14 protein-coding genes are annotated in these 19243 nt (G+C 70.1%); 10 read left to right on the forward strand and 4 right to left on the reverse strand.

The window, feature by feature from the left end; all coding sequences use genetic code 11:
- Nucleotides 1-36: 36 nt before the first annotated feature.
- The gene (locus ACFW9O_RS15640; RefSeq protein ID WP_384609486.1) at nucleotides 37-612 is read right to left on the reverse strand and encodes a TetR family transcriptional regulator; all 576 of its coding nucleotides are present in this window, start codon (nucleotides 610-612) and stop codon (nucleotides 37-39) included.
- Nucleotides 613-718: 106 nt separating this feature from the next.
- Between ACFW9O_RS15640 and ACFW9O_RS15645 the strand changes: the two genes are divergently transcribed.
- The 3 genes from ACFW9O_RS15645 to ACFW9O_RS15655 all read left to right on the forward strand — a co-directional run bounded on the left by ACFW9O_RS15645 (nucleotide 719) and on the right by ACFW9O_RS15655 (nucleotide 3448).
- Complete coding sequence (locus ACFW9O_RS15645; protein WP_384609489.1) at nucleotides 719-2185, forward strand: FAD-dependent oxidoreductase; 1467 nt, start codon at nucleotides 719-721, stop codon at nucleotides 2183-2185.
- A gap of 106 nt (nucleotides 2186-2291) precedes the next feature.
- Complete coding sequence (locus ACFW9O_RS15650; RefSeq protein ID WP_351168574.1) at nucleotides 2292-2627, forward strand: YnfA family protein; 336 nt, start codon at nucleotides 2292-2294, stop codon at nucleotides 2625-2627.
- 62 nt (nucleotides 2628-2689) lie between these two features.
- Complete coding sequence (locus ACFW9O_RS15655; RefSeq protein ID WP_351168576.1) at nucleotides 2690-3448, forward strand: SDR family oxidoreductase; 759 nt, start codon at nucleotides 2690-2692, stop codon at nucleotides 3446-3448.
- Nucleotides 3449-3562: 114 nt separating this feature from the next.
- On the opposite strand, the gene ACFW9O_RS15660 is transcribed toward ACFW9O_RS15655, so the two are convergent.
- Nucleotides 3563-4756 (reverse strand): RtcB family protein, encoded by a 1194-nt coding sequence (locus ACFW9O_RS15660; RefSeq protein WP_384609493.1) that lies wholly within the window; start codon nucleotides 4754-4756, stop codon nucleotides 3563-3565.
- Between the two features lie 173 nt (nucleotides 4757-4929).
- Here ACFW9O_RS15660 and ACFW9O_RS15665 point away from each other — a divergent pair, with 173 nt between their 5' ends.
- From ACFW9O_RS15665 to ACFW9O_RS15675, 3 genes are all read left to right on the forward strand, one after another.
- Nucleotides 4930-5739, forward strand: coding sequence for a DUF3558 domain-containing protein (locus ACFW9O_RS15665; protein ID WP_384609496.1), 810 nt, complete (start codon nucleotides 4930-4932; stop codon nucleotides 5737-5739).
- A gap of 182 nt (nucleotides 5740-5921) precedes the next feature.
- Entirely contained in the window at nucleotides 5922-6743 is an 822-nt protein-coding gene (locus ACFW9O_RS15670; protein ID WP_384609499.1) for a DUF3558 domain-containing protein, read from the forward strand.
- 199 nt (nucleotides 6744-6942) lie between these two features.
- Complete coding sequence (locus tag ACFW9O_RS15675) at nucleotides 6943-8295, forward strand: DUF2637 domain-containing protein (RefSeq protein WP_384609501.1); 1353 nt, start codon at nucleotides 6943-6945, stop codon at nucleotides 8293-8295.
- Nucleotides 8296-8361: 66 nt separating this feature from the next.
- Here ACFW9O_RS15675 and lysS read toward each other — a convergent pair whose 3' ends face one another.
- Nucleotides 8362-10113 (reverse strand): lysine--tRNA ligase, encoded by a 1752-nt coding sequence (gene lysS, locus ACFW9O_RS15680; protein WP_351168586.1) that lies wholly within the window; start codon nucleotides 10111-10113, stop codon nucleotides 8362-8364.
- Nucleotides 10114-10260: 147 nt separating this feature from the next.
- Here lysS and argS point away from each other — a divergent pair, with 147 nt between their 5' ends.
- From argS to ACFW9O_RS15700, 4 genes are all read left to right on the forward strand, one after another.
- A complete protein-coding gene (gene argS, locus ACFW9O_RS15685; protein ID WP_384609505.1) occupies nucleotides 10261-12030 on the forward strand; it encodes an arginine--tRNA ligase in 1770 nt (589 codons plus the stop codon).
- Nucleotides 12031-12793: 763 nt separating this feature from the next.
- A complete protein-coding gene (locus ACFW9O_RS15690; RefSeq protein ID WP_384609508.1) occupies nucleotides 12794-15790 on the forward strand; it encodes a BTAD domain-containing putative transcriptional regulator in 2997 nt (998 codons plus the stop codon).
- A gap of 181 nt (nucleotides 15791-15971) precedes the next feature.
- Nucleotides 15972-16154: a hypothetical protein gene (locus ACFW9O_RS15695; protein ID WP_351168592.1), complete on the forward strand. Its 183-nt coding sequence runs from the start codon at nucleotides 15972-15974 to the stop codon at nucleotides 16152-16154.
- Between the two features lie 228 nt (nucleotides 16155-16382).
- Nucleotides 16383-17231 (forward strand): 4'-phosphopantetheinyl transferase family protein, encoded by an 849-nt coding sequence (locus ACFW9O_RS15700; protein WP_384609511.1) that lies wholly within the window; start codon nucleotides 16383-16385, stop codon nucleotides 17229-17231.
- 61 nt (nucleotides 17232-17292) lie between these two features.
- Here the strand turns inward: ACFW9O_RS15700 and ACFW9O_RS15705 are convergent, their stop codons facing one another.
- Nucleotides 17293-19161 carry a BTAD domain-containing putative transcriptional regulator gene (locus tag ACFW9O_RS15705; RefSeq protein ID WP_384609514.1) on the reverse strand — a complete coding sequence of 623 codons (1869 nt, stop codon included), beginning with the start codon at nucleotides 19159-19161 and terminating at the stop codon, nucleotides 17293-17295.
- Nucleotides 19162-19243 lie beyond the last annotated feature (82 nt).

Here is a 19243-nt window from a genome sequence, read left to right on the forward strand (position 1 = left end):
GCCCGGGGCCACCGACCCGTCCGCACCCGCCTGCCCCTACGGCTGCTCGGCCGTCAGATAGCGCTGGACCGTCGGCGCGAGCCAGGCGACGATCTCCTGCCGGGACATCGAGACGGCGGGCCCGATGCGCAGGACGTACCGCGCGAGCGCCATCCCCAGGATCTGTGAGGCGACGAGGGCCGCACGGCGCGGCGCATCGGCCGGGTCGGGGCAGACGCCGGCTGCTACCGGCCCGAGCTGTTCGGCGAAGACGGCCCGCATCCGCTCGGCTCCCGCTTCATTGGTGACACCCACCCTGAGCAGGCCCGTGAGCACATCGTCCTGCTCCCAGCGGTCCAGGAAGTGCTCGACGAGGGCCGCGCCGATGTGCTTTCCGGGCAGGGCGCCCAGACCGGGAATCCGCAGATCGATCTCCGACGCCGCAGCGAACAGCCCCTCCTTGGAACCGTAGTACCGCATCACCATCGACGGGTCGATGCGCGCGTCGCGGGCTATGGCGCGGATGGTGGCGCGCTCGTACCCGTCGGCGGCGAAACGCTCGCGCGCGGCTTCGAGGATCGCGGCCTTGGTGGCGTCCGAGCGGCGCGGGGAGGAAGGGGCTTGCGCTGTCATGCCAACAATCGTAGGCCAACAAGCGTTGACACGCCATATCCGCGCGTTCTATGTTTGCCAACAAGCGTTGACCCACAACCGTTGGCACTTGGCACGGGAGGCCGTCATGACCGGCACGTCCAGCTCCGAATCCAGCAGCTCCGGCACCCTCGACGTGGTCGTCGTGGGCGCAGGACCCACCGGCATGCTCCTGGCGGGCGACCTCGCCGCCCAAGGTCTGTCGGTCACCCTCGTCGAGCGCCGCCCGCAGGAGACGGGCAACATGACGCGCGCCTTCGCCGTCCACGCACGCACCCTCGAACTGCTCGGCATACGGGGTCTCGCCGACGAACTCATCGCGACCGGCACCCTCCTCAGCCGGATGCGGCTCTTCGGCAGGCTCTCGCTCGACCTGTCACGGCTGCGGACCCGTCACCCCTACCTCCTCATCACCCCGCAGTACGAGGTGGAACGCCTGTTGGAGCGCCGCGCACGGGAAGCGGGCGTGACCTTCCGGTACGGGACGGAGCTGCTGGGCCTGAGCCAGTCCGCCGAGCAGGGCACGGTCACCGCCGAGATACAGGACACCGACGGGACCCGCTCCACTCTCGAAGCGAAGTACCTCGTCGGCACCGACGGAGTCCGCAGCGCCGTCCGGCACGCCCTCGGGCTGCCCTTCCCGGGTGAATCCGTGATCAGGTCCATCGTCCTGGCCGACGTCCGCCTGGCGGAGGAACCCCCGAGCCTCCTCACCGTCAACGGGGTGGGAGACGCCTTCGCCTTCATCGCCCCCTTCGGCGACGGCTGGTACCGGGTGATGGGCTGGAACCGCACCCGGCAGGCCTCTGACGACGAGCCCGTGGAGCTCGACGAACTGCGCGAGACCGCCCGCCTCGCGTTCGGCACCGACTACGGGATGCGGGACGCCCGCTGGATCTCGCGCTTCCACAGCGACGAACGCCAGGTGCCCGCCTACCGCACCGGCCGGGTCTTTCTGGCCGGCGACGCCGCCCACGTCCACTCCCCGGCCGGCGGCCAGGGCATGAACACCGGGCTCCAGGACGCCGCGAACCTCTCCTGGAAGCTCGCCGCCGTCCTGCACGGGCACTCCGCCGGCCCCGAAGCGCTCCTCGACAGCTACCACGCCGAACGGCACCCGGTCGGCACGAAGGTCCTCCGCGCCAGCGGTTCGATCATCCGCCTCGCCATGGCCAGGACCCCGCTGCAACGGGCCGCGCGCACCGCCGTCACCCGCCTGCTGTCCGCCGTGCGACCGGCCTCGGACAAGGCGATCGGGATGATCACCGGCATCGGAATCTCCTACCCCGCGCCTCGGGGCAGCCACCGCCTCACGGGCACCCGGGCCCCCGACCTGAAGCTTCTCGAAGGCCGGCTCCACGACCTCCTGAGCGACGGCGCCTTCACCCTGATCACGCCCCCGGACACGCCTACCCCGGCGACCCCGGCCCCGCTCGTCCACGCGCACTGGACCGGAGACCGCACCATGACGCTGCTCGTCCGCCCCGACGGATACATCGCCTGGGCCGGCGAACACCCCGACCCCGAGGCGCTGCGCCACGCAGTAGCCCGATGACCCGATGCCCGACGGGAGGACGGAGCGCTGTGTGCGGCACCTCGTCGCGGCCCACAGCGGACCGGTCCCGCAGAGCACCGTCCGGCTGCCGTGAAACGCTGCTCCCATGCTGATCGCCCGTTCCGTCGCGCTCTTCGCCGTTGCCGCGCTCTTCGAGATCGGTGGCGCCTGGCTCGTCTGGCAGGGTGTGCGCGAGCACCGCGGCTGGATCTGGATCGGCGCGGGCGTCATCGCCCTCGGCGCCTACGGCTTCGTGGCGACGCTCCAGCCGGACGGGGAGTTCGGGCGCATCCTCGCCGCGTACGGCGGGGTGTTCGTCGCCGGTTCGATCGCCTGGGGCATGGTCGCCGACGGCTACCGACCCGACCGCTGGGACGTGATCGGCGCGCTGGTCTGCCTGGCCGGCATGGCATTGATCATGTACGCACCCCGCAACCCCTGAATCCGCGCTCCGGCCGACTGCCTATTCTTGGCCGTACCGATCAACTGTCCGAGGAGTTCGCCATGGCCGCCACCCCCATCGCCGTCATCACCGGCGCGAGCAGCGGCATCGGCGCCGCGACCGCCCGGCAGCTGGCCGCCGCCGGATACCGCGTCGTGCTCACCGCCCGCCGCAAGGACCGCATCGAGGCGCTCGCCGCCGAGCTGACCGAGGCGGGCCACCAGGCAACGGCCTACGCCCTGGACGTCACCGACCGCGCCGCGGTCGACGAGTTCGCCACCGCGTTCCGCTCCCTCGCCGTCCTCGTCAACAACGCCGGCGGCGCCCTCGGCGCCGACCCCGTCGCGACCGGCGACCCCGACGACTGGCGCCAGATGTACGAGACGAACGTCATCGGCACCCTGAACGTCACCCAGGCCCTGCTCCCCGCCCTCACCGCGAGCGGCGACGGCACGATCGTGATCCTCTCCTCCACGGCCGCGCTCTCCTCGTACGAGGGCGGCGGTGGTTACGTCGCGGCCAAGCACGGCGAGCACGTCCTGGCCGAGACCCTTCGCCTGGAGATCGTCGGCACCCCGGTCCGCGTCATCGAGGTCGCGCCCGGCATGGTCAAGACCGAGGAGTTCGCCACCACCCGCTTCCGCGGTGACACCGAGAAGGCGGCCAAGGTCTACGCGGGCGTCGACGCCCCGCTCACCGCCGACGACGTGGCCGACACGATCACCTGGGCCATCACCCGCCCCAGCCACGTCAACATCGACCTCCTGGTGGTCCGCCCGCGCGCCCAGGCCTCCAACTCCAAGGTCCACCGCACACTCTGACGGCAGCGAGCGGCAACGGCGAGCAGCCCGCCCACGCAGCTGAGCCCCCGGACCGCCGCGATGCGGTCCAGGGGCTCAGCCCGCGTTCAGGAATCCAGGGCTCGGCACCAGGGCTCAGCCCTTCACGCACACGACCTGCTTCAGCTTGGCGACAACCTCGACCAGGTCGCGCTGCTGCTCGATGACCTGCTCGATCGGCTTGTACGCGGCCGGGATCTCGTCCACGACACCGGAGTCCTTCCGGCACTCCACGCCCCGCGTCTGGTCCTCCAGGTCCTTCGTCGAGAAGCGGCGCTTCGCGGCGTTCCTGCTCATCCGACGGCCGGCGCCGTGCGAGGCGGAGTTGAACGACTTCTCGTTCCCCAAGCCCTTCACGATGTACGAACCGGTTCCCATGGACCCCGGGATGATCCCGAAGTCACCGGATCCGGCACGGATCGCGCCCTTCCGCGTCACCAGCAGATCCATACCCTCGTACCGCTCCTCCGCCACGTAGTTGTGGTGACAGGAAATGACCGGCTCGAAGGCGACTTTCGCCTTCTTGAATTCCTTCCGGACCACGTCCTGGAAGAGGCCCATCATGATCGAGCGGTTGAACTTCGCGTACTCCTGCGCCCAGAACAGGTCGTTGCGGTACGCCGCCATCTGCGGGGTGTCCGCGATGAAAACTGCCAGGTCACGGTCGATGATGCCCTGGTTGTGCGGAAGCTTCTGCGCCTGCCCGATGTGGAAGTCGGCAAGCTCCTTGCCGATGTTCCTGGATCCGGAGTGCAGCATCAGCCATACCGATCCCGCCTCATCGAGACAGAACTCGATGAAGTGGTTTCCGCTTCCGAGCGTTCCCATCTGCTTCGTGGCGCGGTCCTGCCGGAATTTGACCGCGTCGGCGATCCCGTCGAACCGCGACCAGAAGTCGTCCCAGCCCGCCGTCGGGAATCCGTGCAGCTTTCCCGGGTCCACGATGCTGTCGTGCATCCCGCGGCCCACCGGGATCGCCTGCTCGATCTTCGACCGGAGCCGCGACAGGTCCCCCGGCAGGTCGTTGGCCGTGAGCGAGGTCTTCACCGCGGACATCCCGCAGCCGATGTCCACGCCCACCGCGGCCGGGCAGACCGCTCCGTGCATCGCGATCACCGAGCCGACGGTCGCGCCCTTGCCGAAGTGGACGTCCGGCATGACGGCCAGACCCTTGATCCACGGCAGCGTGGCCACGTTCCGCAGCTGCTGCATCGCCACGTCCTCGACCGAAGCCGGGTCGGCCCACATGCGGATGGGAACCTTCGCACCCGGCACCTCTACATACGACATAACCCCTCAATTCCCCCGAAAAAGATTCAAAGCGCAAAACCGGTGCCGAGGTCGGCAAACAGGTCGGCCGACCGGCATTCACAGCGGCGCGTGCGATACACATTGTGTCCACCGGCCGCCAACGAGCGGCAACCTGTTTTCCGTACCGAAGGGAGCCTGGGACCGTGCGACACATGGCGTACGTACCCGGCGTCGCGCTTCTCGCAGCGCTCGTCGCCGGCTGCAGCGCCGGCTCCGGCGCCGACGACCCCGCCGCCGACAGCAAGCCCGGAAGCCCGACGGTCTCGGCCGCGCCCCCGGGCAAGTACCGGACACTGCCCGAGTCCTGCAGGGCGGTGCCGCGTTCCACCCTCAAGGACCTGCTGCCGGGCGCCGCCGAGCTGCCCGAGGAGCAGCAGGACAAGGTGTACGGGGGCACGGCCTCCGTCACGTTCGACACCGACCGCAAGGTCGGCTGCAGCTGGAAGTCCGAGGCCCCGGACGCGTCCCGGAATCTGTCCATCGACTTCGAGCGCGTCGTGTCGTACGACCCCGCGGTGAGCGACGACGACCGGGCGCAGGACGTGTACACGAAGAAGGAGAGCGCCGCCGGACTGTCGGGCGGGCCGAGCAGTTCCGTGTCCGGGACGCCCACGGGGTCGCCCAGCGGGAAGCCCAGCGCCTCCCCCTCCGGCACACCCGGCGGGTCGGCCTCCGGCGCACCCGCGACCCCGTCCGCCCCCTCCACCGGTTCCGACGAGGACCTGCGGCCACGTCTGCTCGACGGCCTCGGCGACGCCGCATTCCTGGACGACGCGCTCACCAGGGCAGGTTCCACCGCACAGCACCGCACCGTGAGCGTGGTATTCCGCACATCGAACGTCATAGTGACCATCGAGTACACCGAGCAGTCCGCCCTCGTCACCGAGGTTCCCGACAGCAAGGAACTCCAGGAGAAGGCGCAGGCCCTGGCCCGGAAGCTGGCCGAGACCCTCAGCGAGTAGCCCGGGTCCGTACGGCCCCGTCGGGGCCGTACGGTGCTCCCCCGGGACATGCGACCGAGGCGGCATCCGGCCGCCTTCCGTCGTACCGTGGCCCTTCGGTACGACGGCCGGCCAGGCCGACGTACCCGCCCGCCCGACCATCCGCACGACCGAGACCGCCGTGCCGTCCGAGTGAAGGAACCATGCACCGATCCGCCCCGCGACTGTCCCGCATACTCGTCTGCGCCGCTGTTCCGGTGATGCTCGTCGTCGCCGGCTGCTCGTCGGACTCCGACGACACGAAGGGCTCGGGCTCCTCCACCTCCCCGGGTGCGAAGAAGTCGCAGCCGAGCGTCGAGCCTGCGAAGTTCGCCGCGCTGCCCGACGCCTGCGCGTCGATCGGCAAGAAGACGATCGAGAGCCTGGTCCCGAAGACGAAGAACAAGGGCGGCACGCCGGGCCGGTCCAGCGACACCGCGACCCGCGGCAGCTGCTCCTGGAACGGCCTGGACGACAACGGCGTCAAGGGTTCGCAGTACCGCTGGCTCGACGTCGGCTTCACCCGCTTCGAGTCGGACGACGCCCTCGGCAGCGGTGCCAAGCGGGCGACGGACGACTACACGAAGCAGATCGCCAAGGCGCAGGCGACCGAGGGCGCCCAGAAGGTCTCGGCCGCGCCCGCCGCCGGCATCGGCGAGCAGGCGACCGCCGTCACCTACGACCTCACCAAGACGAGTGAGGACTTCAAGTACGCGACGATCGTGGCCCGTACGGGCAACGTCGTCGTCACCCTCACCTACAACGGTGCGGGGTACGCGGGCGCCAAGGCACCCTCCGCCGCCGACATCCTGAAGGACGCCCAGACGGCGGCCAAGGAGGCGGTCGCCGCGGTCGCCGCCGACAAGGACGACGACGACGCGTCGGCGAAGCCCTCGGCCAAGCCGTCCGCCAAGCCGTCGGCCAAGGCTTCGGCCAAGCCGTCCGCCAAGACCTCCGCCAAGGCCTCGGCCAAGACCTCCAGGTAGGCCGACACCACCTCGTGACCCAAGCCCGGCGGGGACACGAACACACCTGCCCAGAGGCGTCCTTGCCCCGCCCGGTCCTCCCCCGAGGACCGGGCTTCGCACCCTCCCCGCGCAACATCACTCGCACGCATGTGCCAGGCTGTGCCCGCGCCGGATGCCGAAGCAGGGCCGGTCCATCGAAGTCGGGAGGGGAACGCGGGTGGCCGCAATGCAGCTGACACGCACGCACCGCGTACTCATCGGGGTTGTCGTCGCCGGTGCTGTACTCATTGCCGCGATCGGGTTCGCAGGCTCCTACGCCGCGGTGCGCGAGCTCGCGGAGGAGAAGGGCTTCGGCCAGTTCTCGATCGTCTTCCCGATCGGCATCGACGCCGGCATCTGTGTCCTGCTGGCACTGGACCTGCTGCTGACCTGGATGCGCATCCCGTTCCCGCTGCTGCGCCAGACCGCGTGGCTGCTTACGGCGGCGACCATCGCGTTCAACGGTGCCGCCGCGTGGCCCGACCCGCTGGGCACCGGGATGCACGCGGTGATCCCGATCCTGTTCGTCGTCTCCGTCGAGGCCGCCCGGCACGCCGTGGGCCGGATCGCGGACATCACGGCCGACAAGCACATGGAGGGCGTGCGCCTCACCCGCTGGCTGCTCTCCCCCGTACCCACGTTCAAGCTGTGGCGCCGGATGAAGCTGTGGGAGCTGCGCAGTTACGAGCAGGTCATCAAGCTCGAACAGGACCGGCTGATCTACCAGGCCCGTCTGCAGGCCCGCTTCGGCCGCAACTGGCGCCGCAAGGCGCCCATCGAGTCGATGATGCCGCTGCGTCTGGCGAAGTACGGTGTTCCGCTCGCCGAGACCGCTCCGGCCGGCCTCGCCGCCGCGGGCATCGAGCCGGCCCTGCTGCCACCGGCCCCGGCAGCCGTCGAGGCGGGGCAGCAGCCCCAGCTCGCCTACGCCCCGCAGGCGGCGGAGCAACAGGTGCAGGAACAACCCGCCCGGTACGACGCGTACGACGCGTACGACCAGCAGCACCAGCAAGCTCAGCAGCAGTACCAGGAGGATCCCGGCTCGCACGACAGCCCCTGGTTCGCAGCTCCGAAGGTGCTGGACGAGGCGTACGAGGGCGCCTATGACCCCGGGTACGACGAGGGCATGGACCCCGGCCCGGTCATGATCCCCTCCGGCCCGGGCGGCCGGACCCGCCCGCTCGGCAACGTAGGCACGATCGGCGCGTTCCCGCACCCGCGCAACGGTGAACCGGAGCCCGTGCCGGAGCAGGCACCGGCACGCCGGGGCCCGGAGCAGGAGGACGCTGCTCAACAGGACGACACGGCCGAATGGGCCGAGGCCGAGGCTCAGTTCAGCAAGTTCGCGTACGAGGCGTACGCCGAGTACACACACCAGCACCAGAACCACCCGAGTGCCGAGGCGCTCGACATCACCCTTTCGGACGTCCACAACGTCCACCACCCGCGCAGCGCCGCCCTGCTCCGCCGGCTGCTGCCCAGCTTCAAGCAGCGCTTCGACAACGAGATGGCCGCGGACCACATCGCGTAGACAGCGGCAGCGGAAGACGGAACGGGCGGGCCGCTGAGCGGCCCGCCCGTCCTCACATCCGCGGTGCTACGCGCCGAGCAGCGTCCGCACCCGGTCCGCCCCGACCGCGAGGAGCAGCGTGGGCAGCCGCGGCCCGGTGTCCCGGCCGACGAGCAGCCGGTACAGCAACGCGAAGAAGGAGCGCTGGGCCACCTTCAGCTCCGGCGTCGGCTTGGCGTCAGGCGCCAGGCCCTCCAGCACCTTCGGGACTCCGTAGACGAGTGTCGTCAGCCCGTCCAGCGACCAGTGCGAGTCGAGCCCTTCGAGCAGCAGTCGCAGCGACTCGCGGCCCTGCTCGTCCAGGGAGCCCAGAAGCTCCTTGTCCGGCTCGTCCCGGACGATGGTGCGGGCCTCGGCCGGCACCTGGGTGGTGATCCAGTTCTCGGCGCGGTCGAGCCGGGGCCGCGCCTCGTCGAGCGAGGTCAGCGGGTTCTCGGGGTCGAGCTCACTGAGGATGCGCAGCGTCTGGTCCTGCGCACCGGCGGTGATGTCGGCGACCGAGGCGAGGGTGCGGTACGGCAGCGGGCGGGGGGTGCTGGGCAGGTCCCCGGCGGCCGTACCGACGGCCCGCGCGTAGGCGGCGGCGTCGGCCGGCAGCACCGTGCCGTCGGCCACCTTGCGGGCCAGCGAGTCCCACTCGTCGTAGAGCCGCTGGATCTCCTGGTCGAAGGCGATCTTGAAGGACTGGTTGGGCCTGCGGCGGGCGTACAGCCAGCGCAGGAGCGGCGCCTCCATGATCTTCAGCGCGTCGGCCGGGGTCGGCACTCCGCCCTTGCTGGAGGACATCTTCGCCATGCCGGAGATGCCGACGAACGCATACATCGGGCCGATCGGCTGGACGCCGTCGAAGACCTCGCGCACGATCTGGCCGCCGACGACGAAGGAGGAGCCCGGCGAGGAGTGGTCCACGCCGCTGGGCTCGAAGATCACACCCTCGTAGGCCCAGCGCATCGGCCAGTCGACCTTCCAGACCAGCTTGCCGCGGTTGAACTCCTTCAGCCGGACCGTCTCGGCGAAGCCGCAGGCCGAGCAGGTGTAGTTCAGCTCGGTCGAGTCGTCGTCGTAGGAGGTGACGACGGTGAGGTCCTTCTCGCAGTTGCCGCAGTAGGGCTTGTACGGGAAGTAGCCGGCGGTGTTGCCGCTGCCGTCGTCCTCGTCCGCCGCGCCGGAGCCCTCGGCGGCCTCCAGCTCGGCCTCGTCGACCTTCTTCTGCTGCGGCTTCTTGCCCCCCGCGGCACCGTCCTTCTTGGTCCGGTAGCGGTCCAGGACGGCGTCGATGTCGCCACGGTGCTTCATCGCGTGCAGGATCTGCTCGCGGTACGTGCCGGCCTGGTACTGCTCGGTCTGGCTGATGCCGTCGTACTCGACGCCGAGCTCGTCCAGCGCCTGGGTCATGGCGGCCTTGAAGTGCTCGGCCCAGTTCGGGTACGCGGACCCGGCGGGGGCGGGCACCGAGGTCAGCGGCTTGCCGATGTGCTCGGCCCAGGACGCGTCGACGCCCGCGACCCCGTTCGGGACCTTGCGGTAGCGGTCGTAGTCGTCCCAGGAGATCAGGTGCCGCACGGTGTGACCGCGGCGGCGGATCTCGTCGGCGACGAGGTGCGGGGTCATGACCTCGCGGAGGTTGCCCAGGTGGATCGGGCCGGACGGGGAGAGGCCGGACGCGACGACGACCGGTTTGCCAGGCGCACGTCGCTCCGATTCGGCGATGACATCGTCCGCGAAGCGGGAGACCCAGTCGGTCTCGGTGCTGCTCTGACTCGAAGCCACGGTCGGCACGTCCTTCTCTCGTGTAGGACTCGTAGGGGCGACCCCTCGCGGGGGCACCCCCATTCTCCCAGCTACCGCCCACAGCGCGAAAACGGCTTTACGCCCCGTGGGATACTTGGGTGATCTCTTGTCCTCTACGGAAACGGCAGCCGGCTCATGGCTTCGGTCAATTCCCTCGCTTCCACGCTCCAGCAGCAGCTGGCGGACGCCCTGACGGCAGCTCTGCCGGAGGCCGGCACCGCGGACCCGCTGCTGCGCCGAAGCGACCGGGCCGACTTCCAGGCCAACGGGATCCTGGCCCTCGCCAAGAAGCTCAAGGGCAACCCGCGCGAGCTGGCCTCCCAGGTCACGGCTGCCCTCCCGACGGGCGAACTGATCAAGGACATCGAGGTGTCCGGCCCCGGCTTCCTGAACGTCACGCTCACCGACGGGGCGATCATCCGGACGCTTGCCGCGCGCGCCGCCGACGGAGACCGTCTCGGTGTCCCGCTGAAGGCCGCCCCCGGCACGACCGTGATCGACTACGCCCAGCCGAACGTGGCCAAGGAGATGCACGTCGGCCACCTGCGGTCGGCGGTCATCGGTGACGCGATGGTCCAGATCCTCGAGTTCACCGGCGAGAACGTCGTCAGGCGCCACCACATCGGCGACTGGGGCACCCAGTTCGGCATGCTCATCCAGTACCTCTTCGAGCACCCGGACGAGCTGAAGCACGAAGGCGGCCAGGCGGACGGCGAGGCGGCCATGTCGTCGCTGAACCGCGTCTACAAGGCGTCGCGGGTCCTCTTCGACTCCGACGAGGAGTTCAAGGCCCGCTCCCGTGACCGGGTGGTGGCCCTCCAGGCCGGCGACCCGGAGACGCTGGCGCACTGGCAGCGGTTCGTCGACGAGTCGAAGATCTACTTCTACTCCGTCTTCAACAAGCTCGACATGGAGGTTCGCGACCCCGACATCGTCGGCGAGTCCGGCTACAACGACATGCTCGAGGAGACCTGCCGGATCCTGGAGGAGACGGGTGTCGCCGTCCGCTCCGAGGGTGCGCTGTGTGTGTTCTTCGACGATGTGAAGGGCCCGGACGGCAATCCCGTCCCGCTGATCGTCAAGAAGACGAACGGCGGTTACGGCTACGCGGCGACCGATCTCTCCGCGATCCGCGACCGGGTGCAGAACCTCAAGGCGGACACCCTGGTCTACGTGGTCGACGCCCGTCAGTCCCTGCACTTCAAGATGGTCTTCGAGACGGCCCGCCGGGCGGGCTGGCTGAACGAGGACGTCCATGCGCACCAGTTGGCGTTCGGCACGGTCCTGGGCAAGGACGGCAAGCCGTTCAAGACCCGTGAGGGCACGACGGTGCGGCTGGAGGACCTGCTGGACGAGGCCGTCGAGCGGGCCACCGCCGTGGTGCGCGAGAAGGCCGTGAAGGTGGGCCTGTCCGAGGACGAGATCGTCGAGAACGGCCGGTACGTCGGTGTCGGCGCCGTGAAGTACGCGGACCTGTCGACGTCGGCGGTGCGGGACTACAAGTTCGACCTGGACCAGATGGTGTCGCTGAACGGCGACACGTCGGTGTACCTCCAGTACGCGTACGCCCGTAGCCGCTCGATCCTGCGCAAGGCGGGGGACGCGAAGCCCGTCGCGCACCCGGAGCTGGAGCTGGCTCCGGCCGAGCGGGCGCTCGGCCTGCACCTGGACCAGTTCGGCGAGGTCCTGGCCGAGGTGGCGTCGGAGTGCGAGCCGCACAAGCTGGCCGCGTACCTGTACCAGCTCGCCTCGCACCTCACCACGTTCTACGACCAGTGCCATGTGCTGAGCGACGAGAACCCGGCGGAGGTCGTCGAGAACCGGCTGTTCCTCGTCGACCTGACGGCCCGGACCCTGCACCAGGGCATGCGGCTGCTGGGCATCCGGACGCCCGAGCGCCTCTGACCGTACGACTGCCGGGGCTGCCCGGGGCTCACGCCCCGGGCAGCCCCCTGTCATGCCCCGGCAGCTCCCCCGGCAAAGGCGGCCCGGAGCGCGCCGCGGGAGCACGGCGCCCGCTCTCCGGCGTGTATTGCCGGTAACTGTTCGCCGGATGCGTGACCTGCACCACATTCGACGCGAATCCGCTCTTCCCCCGGCATTGCGTGGTTGATTCGCAACAGCCGTGACTGGCGAATTGAGTACGGGGGAAAACATGAACAGGGCTCACATTAGAACGGCCGCCGCGCCGCCCGAAATAGTGTTACCGACGGACGCACCACGGATTCGACGCGGGGTCACGCGGCATCCCTGGACGGGAACACGGGGAAGCCACGGGACCGCCGTGCCGGAGTCATTTGCCGCCATCCGCGAGCAATACGCCGCGAGTCCACTTGCCGGAAACCCACGCGGCTTTTAACGGCGCACTTGACCGAGCACCATGGCATTCCGGCCGGAGAGTTGGTACTTACTCCGGAGTAGTGCCCGCCGTACTGGGCGGTAGATCGTCAGGTCGCCGTATCGTGGGATCACAGGACTGACTCAGGAAATGCAACAGAACACGGTGCGACGGCACCCGTATTCCTGTCCGTTGCGCTGATCATCCCGGCAGGACTCCCGGGATCGCGTGCCCGGCGGAACGGGTGCGGGGGTAGTGAGCGGCAGGCCGGGCGGCCCTGCCGGGCGACAGGATCAATTGCCTCCACCGTTCGGGAGGCAAGGGGGATACGTGGAGAAGCGGCTGACCTTCAAGGTGTTAGGGCCCCTGGAAGTGACCTCAGGGGCCGAGCAGGTACCGGTGGGAGGGCCACGGCACCGGACCATTCTTGTCGTGCTGCTGCTCAGCCCGGGCAGGATCGTGCCGGTCGACACCCTGATCGAGGCCGTGTGGGGCAACCACCCGCCGGCCACCGCCCGTACCCAGGTGTCGATCTGTATCGCCGCGCTGCGCAAGACGTTCAAGGCCGCCGGTTTCCCCGGCGAGGTCATCGTCACCGCCCATCCCGGCTATCTCCTCCAGGTCGGCATGCACCAGCTCGATTCGGAGGAGTTCTCCGCACTGGTCTCGGCGGCAGAACTCGCGGTCAGGAACAACAAGTTCGCCGAGGCCGCCCGTTGCTATGCGGACGCGCTGAAACTGTGGCGCGGCCGACCGCTTGCGGGCGTGACGGGCCGGCTGGTGGAGGACGAGGCACAGCGGCTCGAGGAACTGCGGCTCGACACCTACGAGAACGCCACGGCCGTGCACCTGCAGCTCGGCGACCACCAGAAGATCCTTCCCGACCTGGCGGCGATGGTCCGCGAGCATCCGCTGCGCGAGCGGGCGCGGCATCAGCTGATCACCGCCCAGTACCACTCGGGCCGGCGGGCCGAGGCCCTGGAGACCTTCCGGGACGGGCGCCGCTGGCTCATCGACGAACTCGGCCTGGAACCGGGCCCGGCCCTGTCCGAGCTGCACAACGCGATCCTGCAGGACGAACCCTCGCTGGCCGCACGCGGCCCCGAGGGCGCGGGCGGCGAACCGCTGCTGCTGTCGAAGCCTGTCGGCGACCCGCTGGAACTGCCTCCCGACGTGTCGGGGCTGGCCGGCCGCAAGGAGGAGCTGGCCCAGCTCGACGAACTCCTCGAACTCGGCGCGGTGGCACACGGCCCGGCCACGGGGCTGATCACCGGTGTCGGCGGGGTCGGCAAGACGTGCCTGGCGGTCCGCTGGGCGCACAGCGTCTCCGACCGCTTCCCCGACGGCCAGCTCTTCGCCGACCTCCGCGGCTACGACGAGCATCTGGAGCCCACCACGGCGGGTGAGATCCTCGGCAGGTTCCTGCGCTCGCTCTCGGTGCCCATCGGGCAGATCCCGGCCGAACCCGAGGAGCGCGCCGCCCTCTATCGCAGCCTGCTCGCCGACCGCCGGGTCCTGGTGGTGCTGGACAACGTGCGGACCTTCGCCCAGGTGCGTCCGCTGCTGCCGAGCAGCGGAGGCTGCTGTGTCCTGGTCACCAGCCGGGAGCAGCTGTCCGAGATGGTCGCCTGGCCGCCGCAGGCCTGGGTGCGGCTCGGCCGGCTGTCACCGTACGAGGCGGTCGAGCTCCTCGGGAAGATCGTCGGCGAGGACCGCATCGCCGCCGATCCGCCGTCCGCCGCCCGGCTCGTGGAGCTGTGCGACCTGTTGCCGCTCGCCCTGCGGATCGCCGGGGCACGTCTCGCCTCCAAACCGCACTGGACGGTGTCGCGCCTGGTGCGCCGGCTGAGCGACGAGCGGCTGCGGCTGGACGAGCTCAGCTCGGGAGAGTCGCAGGTGCGCGCCAGTTTCACCCTGACGTACCGCGGTCTCTCCGCGCCGACGGCGCTGCTGTACCGGAGTCTGGGACTGCTCGATGTGCCCGATTTCGGCGCCTGGGTCGCCGCCGCGCTCCTGGACACCGACCTGCTGACCGGGGAGCGGCTCATCGAGCAGCTGGTCGACGCCCAGTTCCTGGACGTGGTCGGCCTGGACGCGACCGGGCATCCCCGCTACCGGTTCCAGAACCTGCTGCGGCTGTTCGCCCGTGAACGCGCCGAGGCGGAGGAGACCCCCGAGGAGCGGCAGGCCGCACGGCAACGCGCCTTCCGGGCCTACCTCTCGCTCGCCGAACAGGCTCACCGGCGTGCCTACGGGGGCGACTTCAGCATCATCCACAGTTCGGTGCCCCGCCATCCGCTGCCCGACGAGCTCGGTGCCGGACTGCTCACCGCTCCGCTCGACTGGCTGGAGACCGAGCGGCTCTCCCTGGTCGCGGTGGTCGACCAGGCCGCCGCGCTCGGTATGGACGAACTCGCCTGGGATCTCACGATGTCCGTCGTGGTGCTCTTCGAGACCCGCAACTACCTCGACGACTGGCGCGAGTGCAGCGAGCGGGCGCTCGCCGCGACGAGAGCTGCCGGCAACGCCCGTGGCCAGGCCGCGATGCTGCACAGTCTCGGCGCTCTGGAGATGCGGCAGCGCAACTTCGGTGAGGCGTACACGTCCTTCACCGAGGCTCTCGCGCTCCATGACCGGGCGGGCGAGGAGCACGGACACGCCCTCGTACTGCGCAACATGGCCATGATCGACGAGATGCGCGGGGATCTGGAGACCGCCATGGACCGCAGTGCACAGGCCCTGGCGACGTTTCGGGCGGTCGGCGACCTCTCCTCGGAGGCCCATGTCCTGAACAACATGGCGCAGATCGAGCTGGACCGCGGCCGTACGGATTCGGCGCAGCGGCTGAGCCTCGAGTCGCTTCGGGTCTCCACGGCGATCGGTGAGGGCGGGGCCCGCAGCCTGGCGCTCGGGACCCACCGGCTGGCCCGGGTGTACCTCGCGCAGAACGAGTACGGCCTGGCCGAGGAAGCGTTCCTGCGGATGATCAGGATCGTCCGGGCCAAGGCCGACATGTTCGGTCTGGCCCATGGGCTCCTCGGTCTGGGCGAGGCCAGGCTGGGCGCGCGGAGCTGGGCGCAGGCCAGGGGAACCCTGCTGCATGCCCTGGAAATCGTCGGACTGGTCGACAGCGCTCTGGTCGAGGGAAAAATCAAACTGGCCCTCGGTGAAGCGTGCTGGGAATGCGGTGAGCACTCCGCCGCCCGACAGTATTTCGCCGATGCCAGGGACGACTTCACCCGGATCGGTGTCGAGACGTGGGTGGAGCGGGCGCATCTGGCACTTGCCGGAACGCTTCCCCGGGACGAGACGCCGGAAATCCCCTGACGGTTCCTCAATCCGCTGTTGGATCCACCACTCTCCCCCGAGCTCAATCCGGCCGCCGGAATCCCTGAATCCCTTTCCCCTGATATCTGCCGCCCGGAAAACCGAAAACGGAGCGATAATGAGCCGAAACCCTTGTGGCATACCGTTCATCGCATAGCAGGTTGACGACATGGGGGAAGAAATGCAGAACGTCCGTAACACCATCGCCACCGTCGCGGTCACCACCGTTCTCGTGGGGCTGTGCGCATTCGCGGGGGCCGGATCCGCTGCTGCCGCGCAGTCCGCCGGCAACGGGCTTGCCGTATCGGCCGCCGGTGCCCCCGCCCAGGCTGCCGACGGCACGAACGACGAGAGCTGGCACTGAGCATCCGCGGGCCGGAGCGGTACGCCCGGCCCGCGCAGGTGAACAGCGGGCGCCGGAGCACCGGCGCCCGCTCCGTGTGTCCGCTCCCGGAGACCGCTTCCGCCGCCCTTCCCACGCCCGTTCTCCGGCGGCCCGGGCGGCCCGGGCGGCGAAAAAATATATCCGCGATATACGGGGACGGTACGGTCCGCGCCACGCAGTCAGCAGTCGAAATGACAGAGAGTGCCCATGGCGCCCCCTTACAACATGTTCGAGAACAGCGGCGGCCGCGGGGCTGAGGACAGCTCCGCGGCCGTGTTCCACGCGCTCCGCGCCGGTGGAGACACGCATGTCTGGTGGTGGCGCCAGCCGTTGCGCACCGACCCCGCCGATCTCGCTCTGCTCAACACCGAGGAGTTCCGGCAGGCCCTGTGCCTGCACTCGGAGCGGGATGCCGCGGCGTACGTCCACACGAGGGCGGCGGCCCGCCGGGCCATCGGCGAGCTCCTCGACGTCGTACCCGAGGACATCGACATCGAGAAGCCGCTGTGTCCCTCCTGCGGGGACCCCGGGCACGGGCCCACGCGTCTGAGTCGCCCCGAGGTGCCCCTCGCCATCAGCCTGGCCCGTACCGGCGGTCACACCGTCCTTGCGGTGGGGACCGGAGCCACGATCGGCGTGGCCGCGGAGCGCCTGCGGCCCGTGCGCCAGGACGTGCTGACCGAGTCGTGGCTCACCGCGGACGAGGCGCTCCATCTGCTGGAGCTACCGCGGGGCGCCGTCCGGGACGAGGTCTTCTACCGATGTTGGACCCGGAAGGAGGCCGTCCTCAAAGCCTTGGGGCACGTACCGGACGGAGTCCGGCCGGACCAGATCGAGTCCTACCCGGCCACGACGGACACCGTGTTGATGCACTGCCCCGGCACCCCCGACGAACAGCACCCCGACGGTCGGACCGCCTGGGTCGTACGGGATCTCGCGCTCTCCGGTCGCGCGGCCGCGGCTGTCGCCCAGCCCGCCGAGACCGAGCCGGCCTGCGGCCCGGTACGGACGCACCTGCCCGGTGGCACGGCGCGCCCCCTTCCCGGCGCGCCGTGACACCGCACGTACCGCGACACCGCACGTTCAGCAGCACCGCACGTTCAGCAGCACCGCAGGCTCAGCGGGCGGCGGTGGCTTCGGGCTGTCCCCGGTGCGCGGTCTCCTTCACCGTCTCCTTCAGCAATCCGGCGAGGAGCAGCACCAGTTCGTGGAAACGGTAGAGCGGCCTGCCCTGGCGGTCGACACCGCAGATGTCGAGCAGCGCACCGTCCACCAGCTGTTCCAGGCGCTGCTCCGCGGCAGACTCCCGGGTCCCCAGATATGTGGCCGCCCGCTGCGCCGGGAACGAATCCACGCCGATGTCTGCCAGCTGGACCAGCGTGGCCCGTGCCTGGTCCGGTTCGGGCAGCTGCCGCAGTGCCGGCATGAGCGCACCGACCACGTCGATCCCGCCGAAGGACAGCTCCTGGAGCCGGGCCTCCGGATCCGCCAGCCGGTCGGCGAGCCGTGCGACGGGCCAGTAGGGGCGCGCCGCGAGCCTGCAGCCGGTGATGCGCAGCGCGAGCGGCAGCCCCGCACAGTAGGCGAGCACATCGTCCGTCGCGTCGGGTTCGGCAAGCAGCCGTGCGCGGCCTGCGGACGCGGCCAGCAGGTCGAATGCGGCGCCGTCGCCGAACGGGGCGAGCGCGGTCGTTCTCGCGCCGGTCACCTGGGTGAGCCGGGCGCGGCTCGTGATCAGGACGACCGCGTCCGGTGATCCGGACAGCAGCGGGTCGAGCCCGCGGCTGCCGACAGCGCCGTCGAGGACGACCAGGAGGCGCCTGCCCGCCGTGCGCGCCCGGTAGAGGCGCACCAGCTCGTCCAGTTCCATGTGCCCGTCCGCGCCGCTGCCCGGGCCGCCTGTGCCGACGTGTTCACCCAGCCCTCGCAGGAGCGTCGTGAGGACCTCGGCGGGCGGTCTCGCCCTGCCGTCGGGCCGGGCGAGCTCGGCGAAGAGGAAACCGCCGGGATAGTGCGCCGCGCTCGTGTGGGCGGCGTGCAGGGCCAGCGCGGTCTTGCCCACGCCCGCCATACCGGTGACCAGCAGGTGGCGCGGTCCCCGCCCGGCCGCGGAGTCCGCCAGTTGGGTGCGCAGGGCGGCGAGTTCGGCCTGGCGCCCGATGAACTCCTCGGTGTCCGGGGGCAGCATCGCCGGGGCGTCGTCGTCCTCGTAGTCGGAGTGGCCGGGCTGCTGGATCCTGCTTCCGGGCCCGGGTCCACGGTTGCCGGCGAGCACGGCCTCGTACGTTGATCCGAGGGCCTCGCCGGGGTCGATGCCCAGCTGGTCGGCGAGCAGGCTGCGGCCCTCGTAGTAGCTCTGCAGCGCGTCGCTCTGGCGCCCGCCGCGGTAGTAGGCCGTCATCAGCTGCGCACGGAGCTTCTCCCGGAGCGGGAACTGTGCGACGAGTCCGGTGAGTTCGGCGGTCAGCTGCTCGTGCCTGCCGAGGGCGAGGTCCGCCTCGATCCGGCTTTCGAGCGCGTGCATCCGCGCTTCCTCGAGCTGGGGAAGCTCGGCGTCGGCGAGGTGTTCGGTGACGTTGGAGAGCGCGCTCCCCCGCCAGTGCCCCAGTGCCTCCGTGAGCAGCGCCCCGGCCTCGCCGAACCGCTTGCGGCGCAGCGCGGCGCGCCCCAGTTTCTCCAGCCGCTCGAACTCCAGGAGGTCGACCCTGCAGTGCGGCGCCGCGAGCAGGTAGCCGGGCTGGCGGCGCTCGATCCTGACCTCGTCGCCGAGGAGTTTGCGCAGTCTGGACATGTACGTATAGATCTGTGCGCCGGACGTCGCCGGCGGCTCCCATCCCCACAGGAGCGTATTGAGTCGGGTGTCGGACACCACGCGGCCTCTGGCGAGCAGCAGAGTCGCGAGCACCGTGTGGACCTTGGAACCGGACAGCGCAACACGTGTGCCGTCCTTGTGAGCTTCAACCGGGCCGAGGACTCGGAAGTCCATTCGGCACCCCCCGTCTGGCTAATACGAACGTGTGCTCGCTGCAGAAGCTATGCGGGGGCTTTATTCGCGGGTTATCCGTTCG

Origin of the sequence: Streptomyces sp. NPDC059499 (genome assembly GCF_042749285.1) — a bacterium.
In the GTDB taxonomy this organism is placed as follows: Bacteria; Actinomycetota; Actinomycetes; order Streptomycetales; family Streptomycetaceae; genus Streptomyces.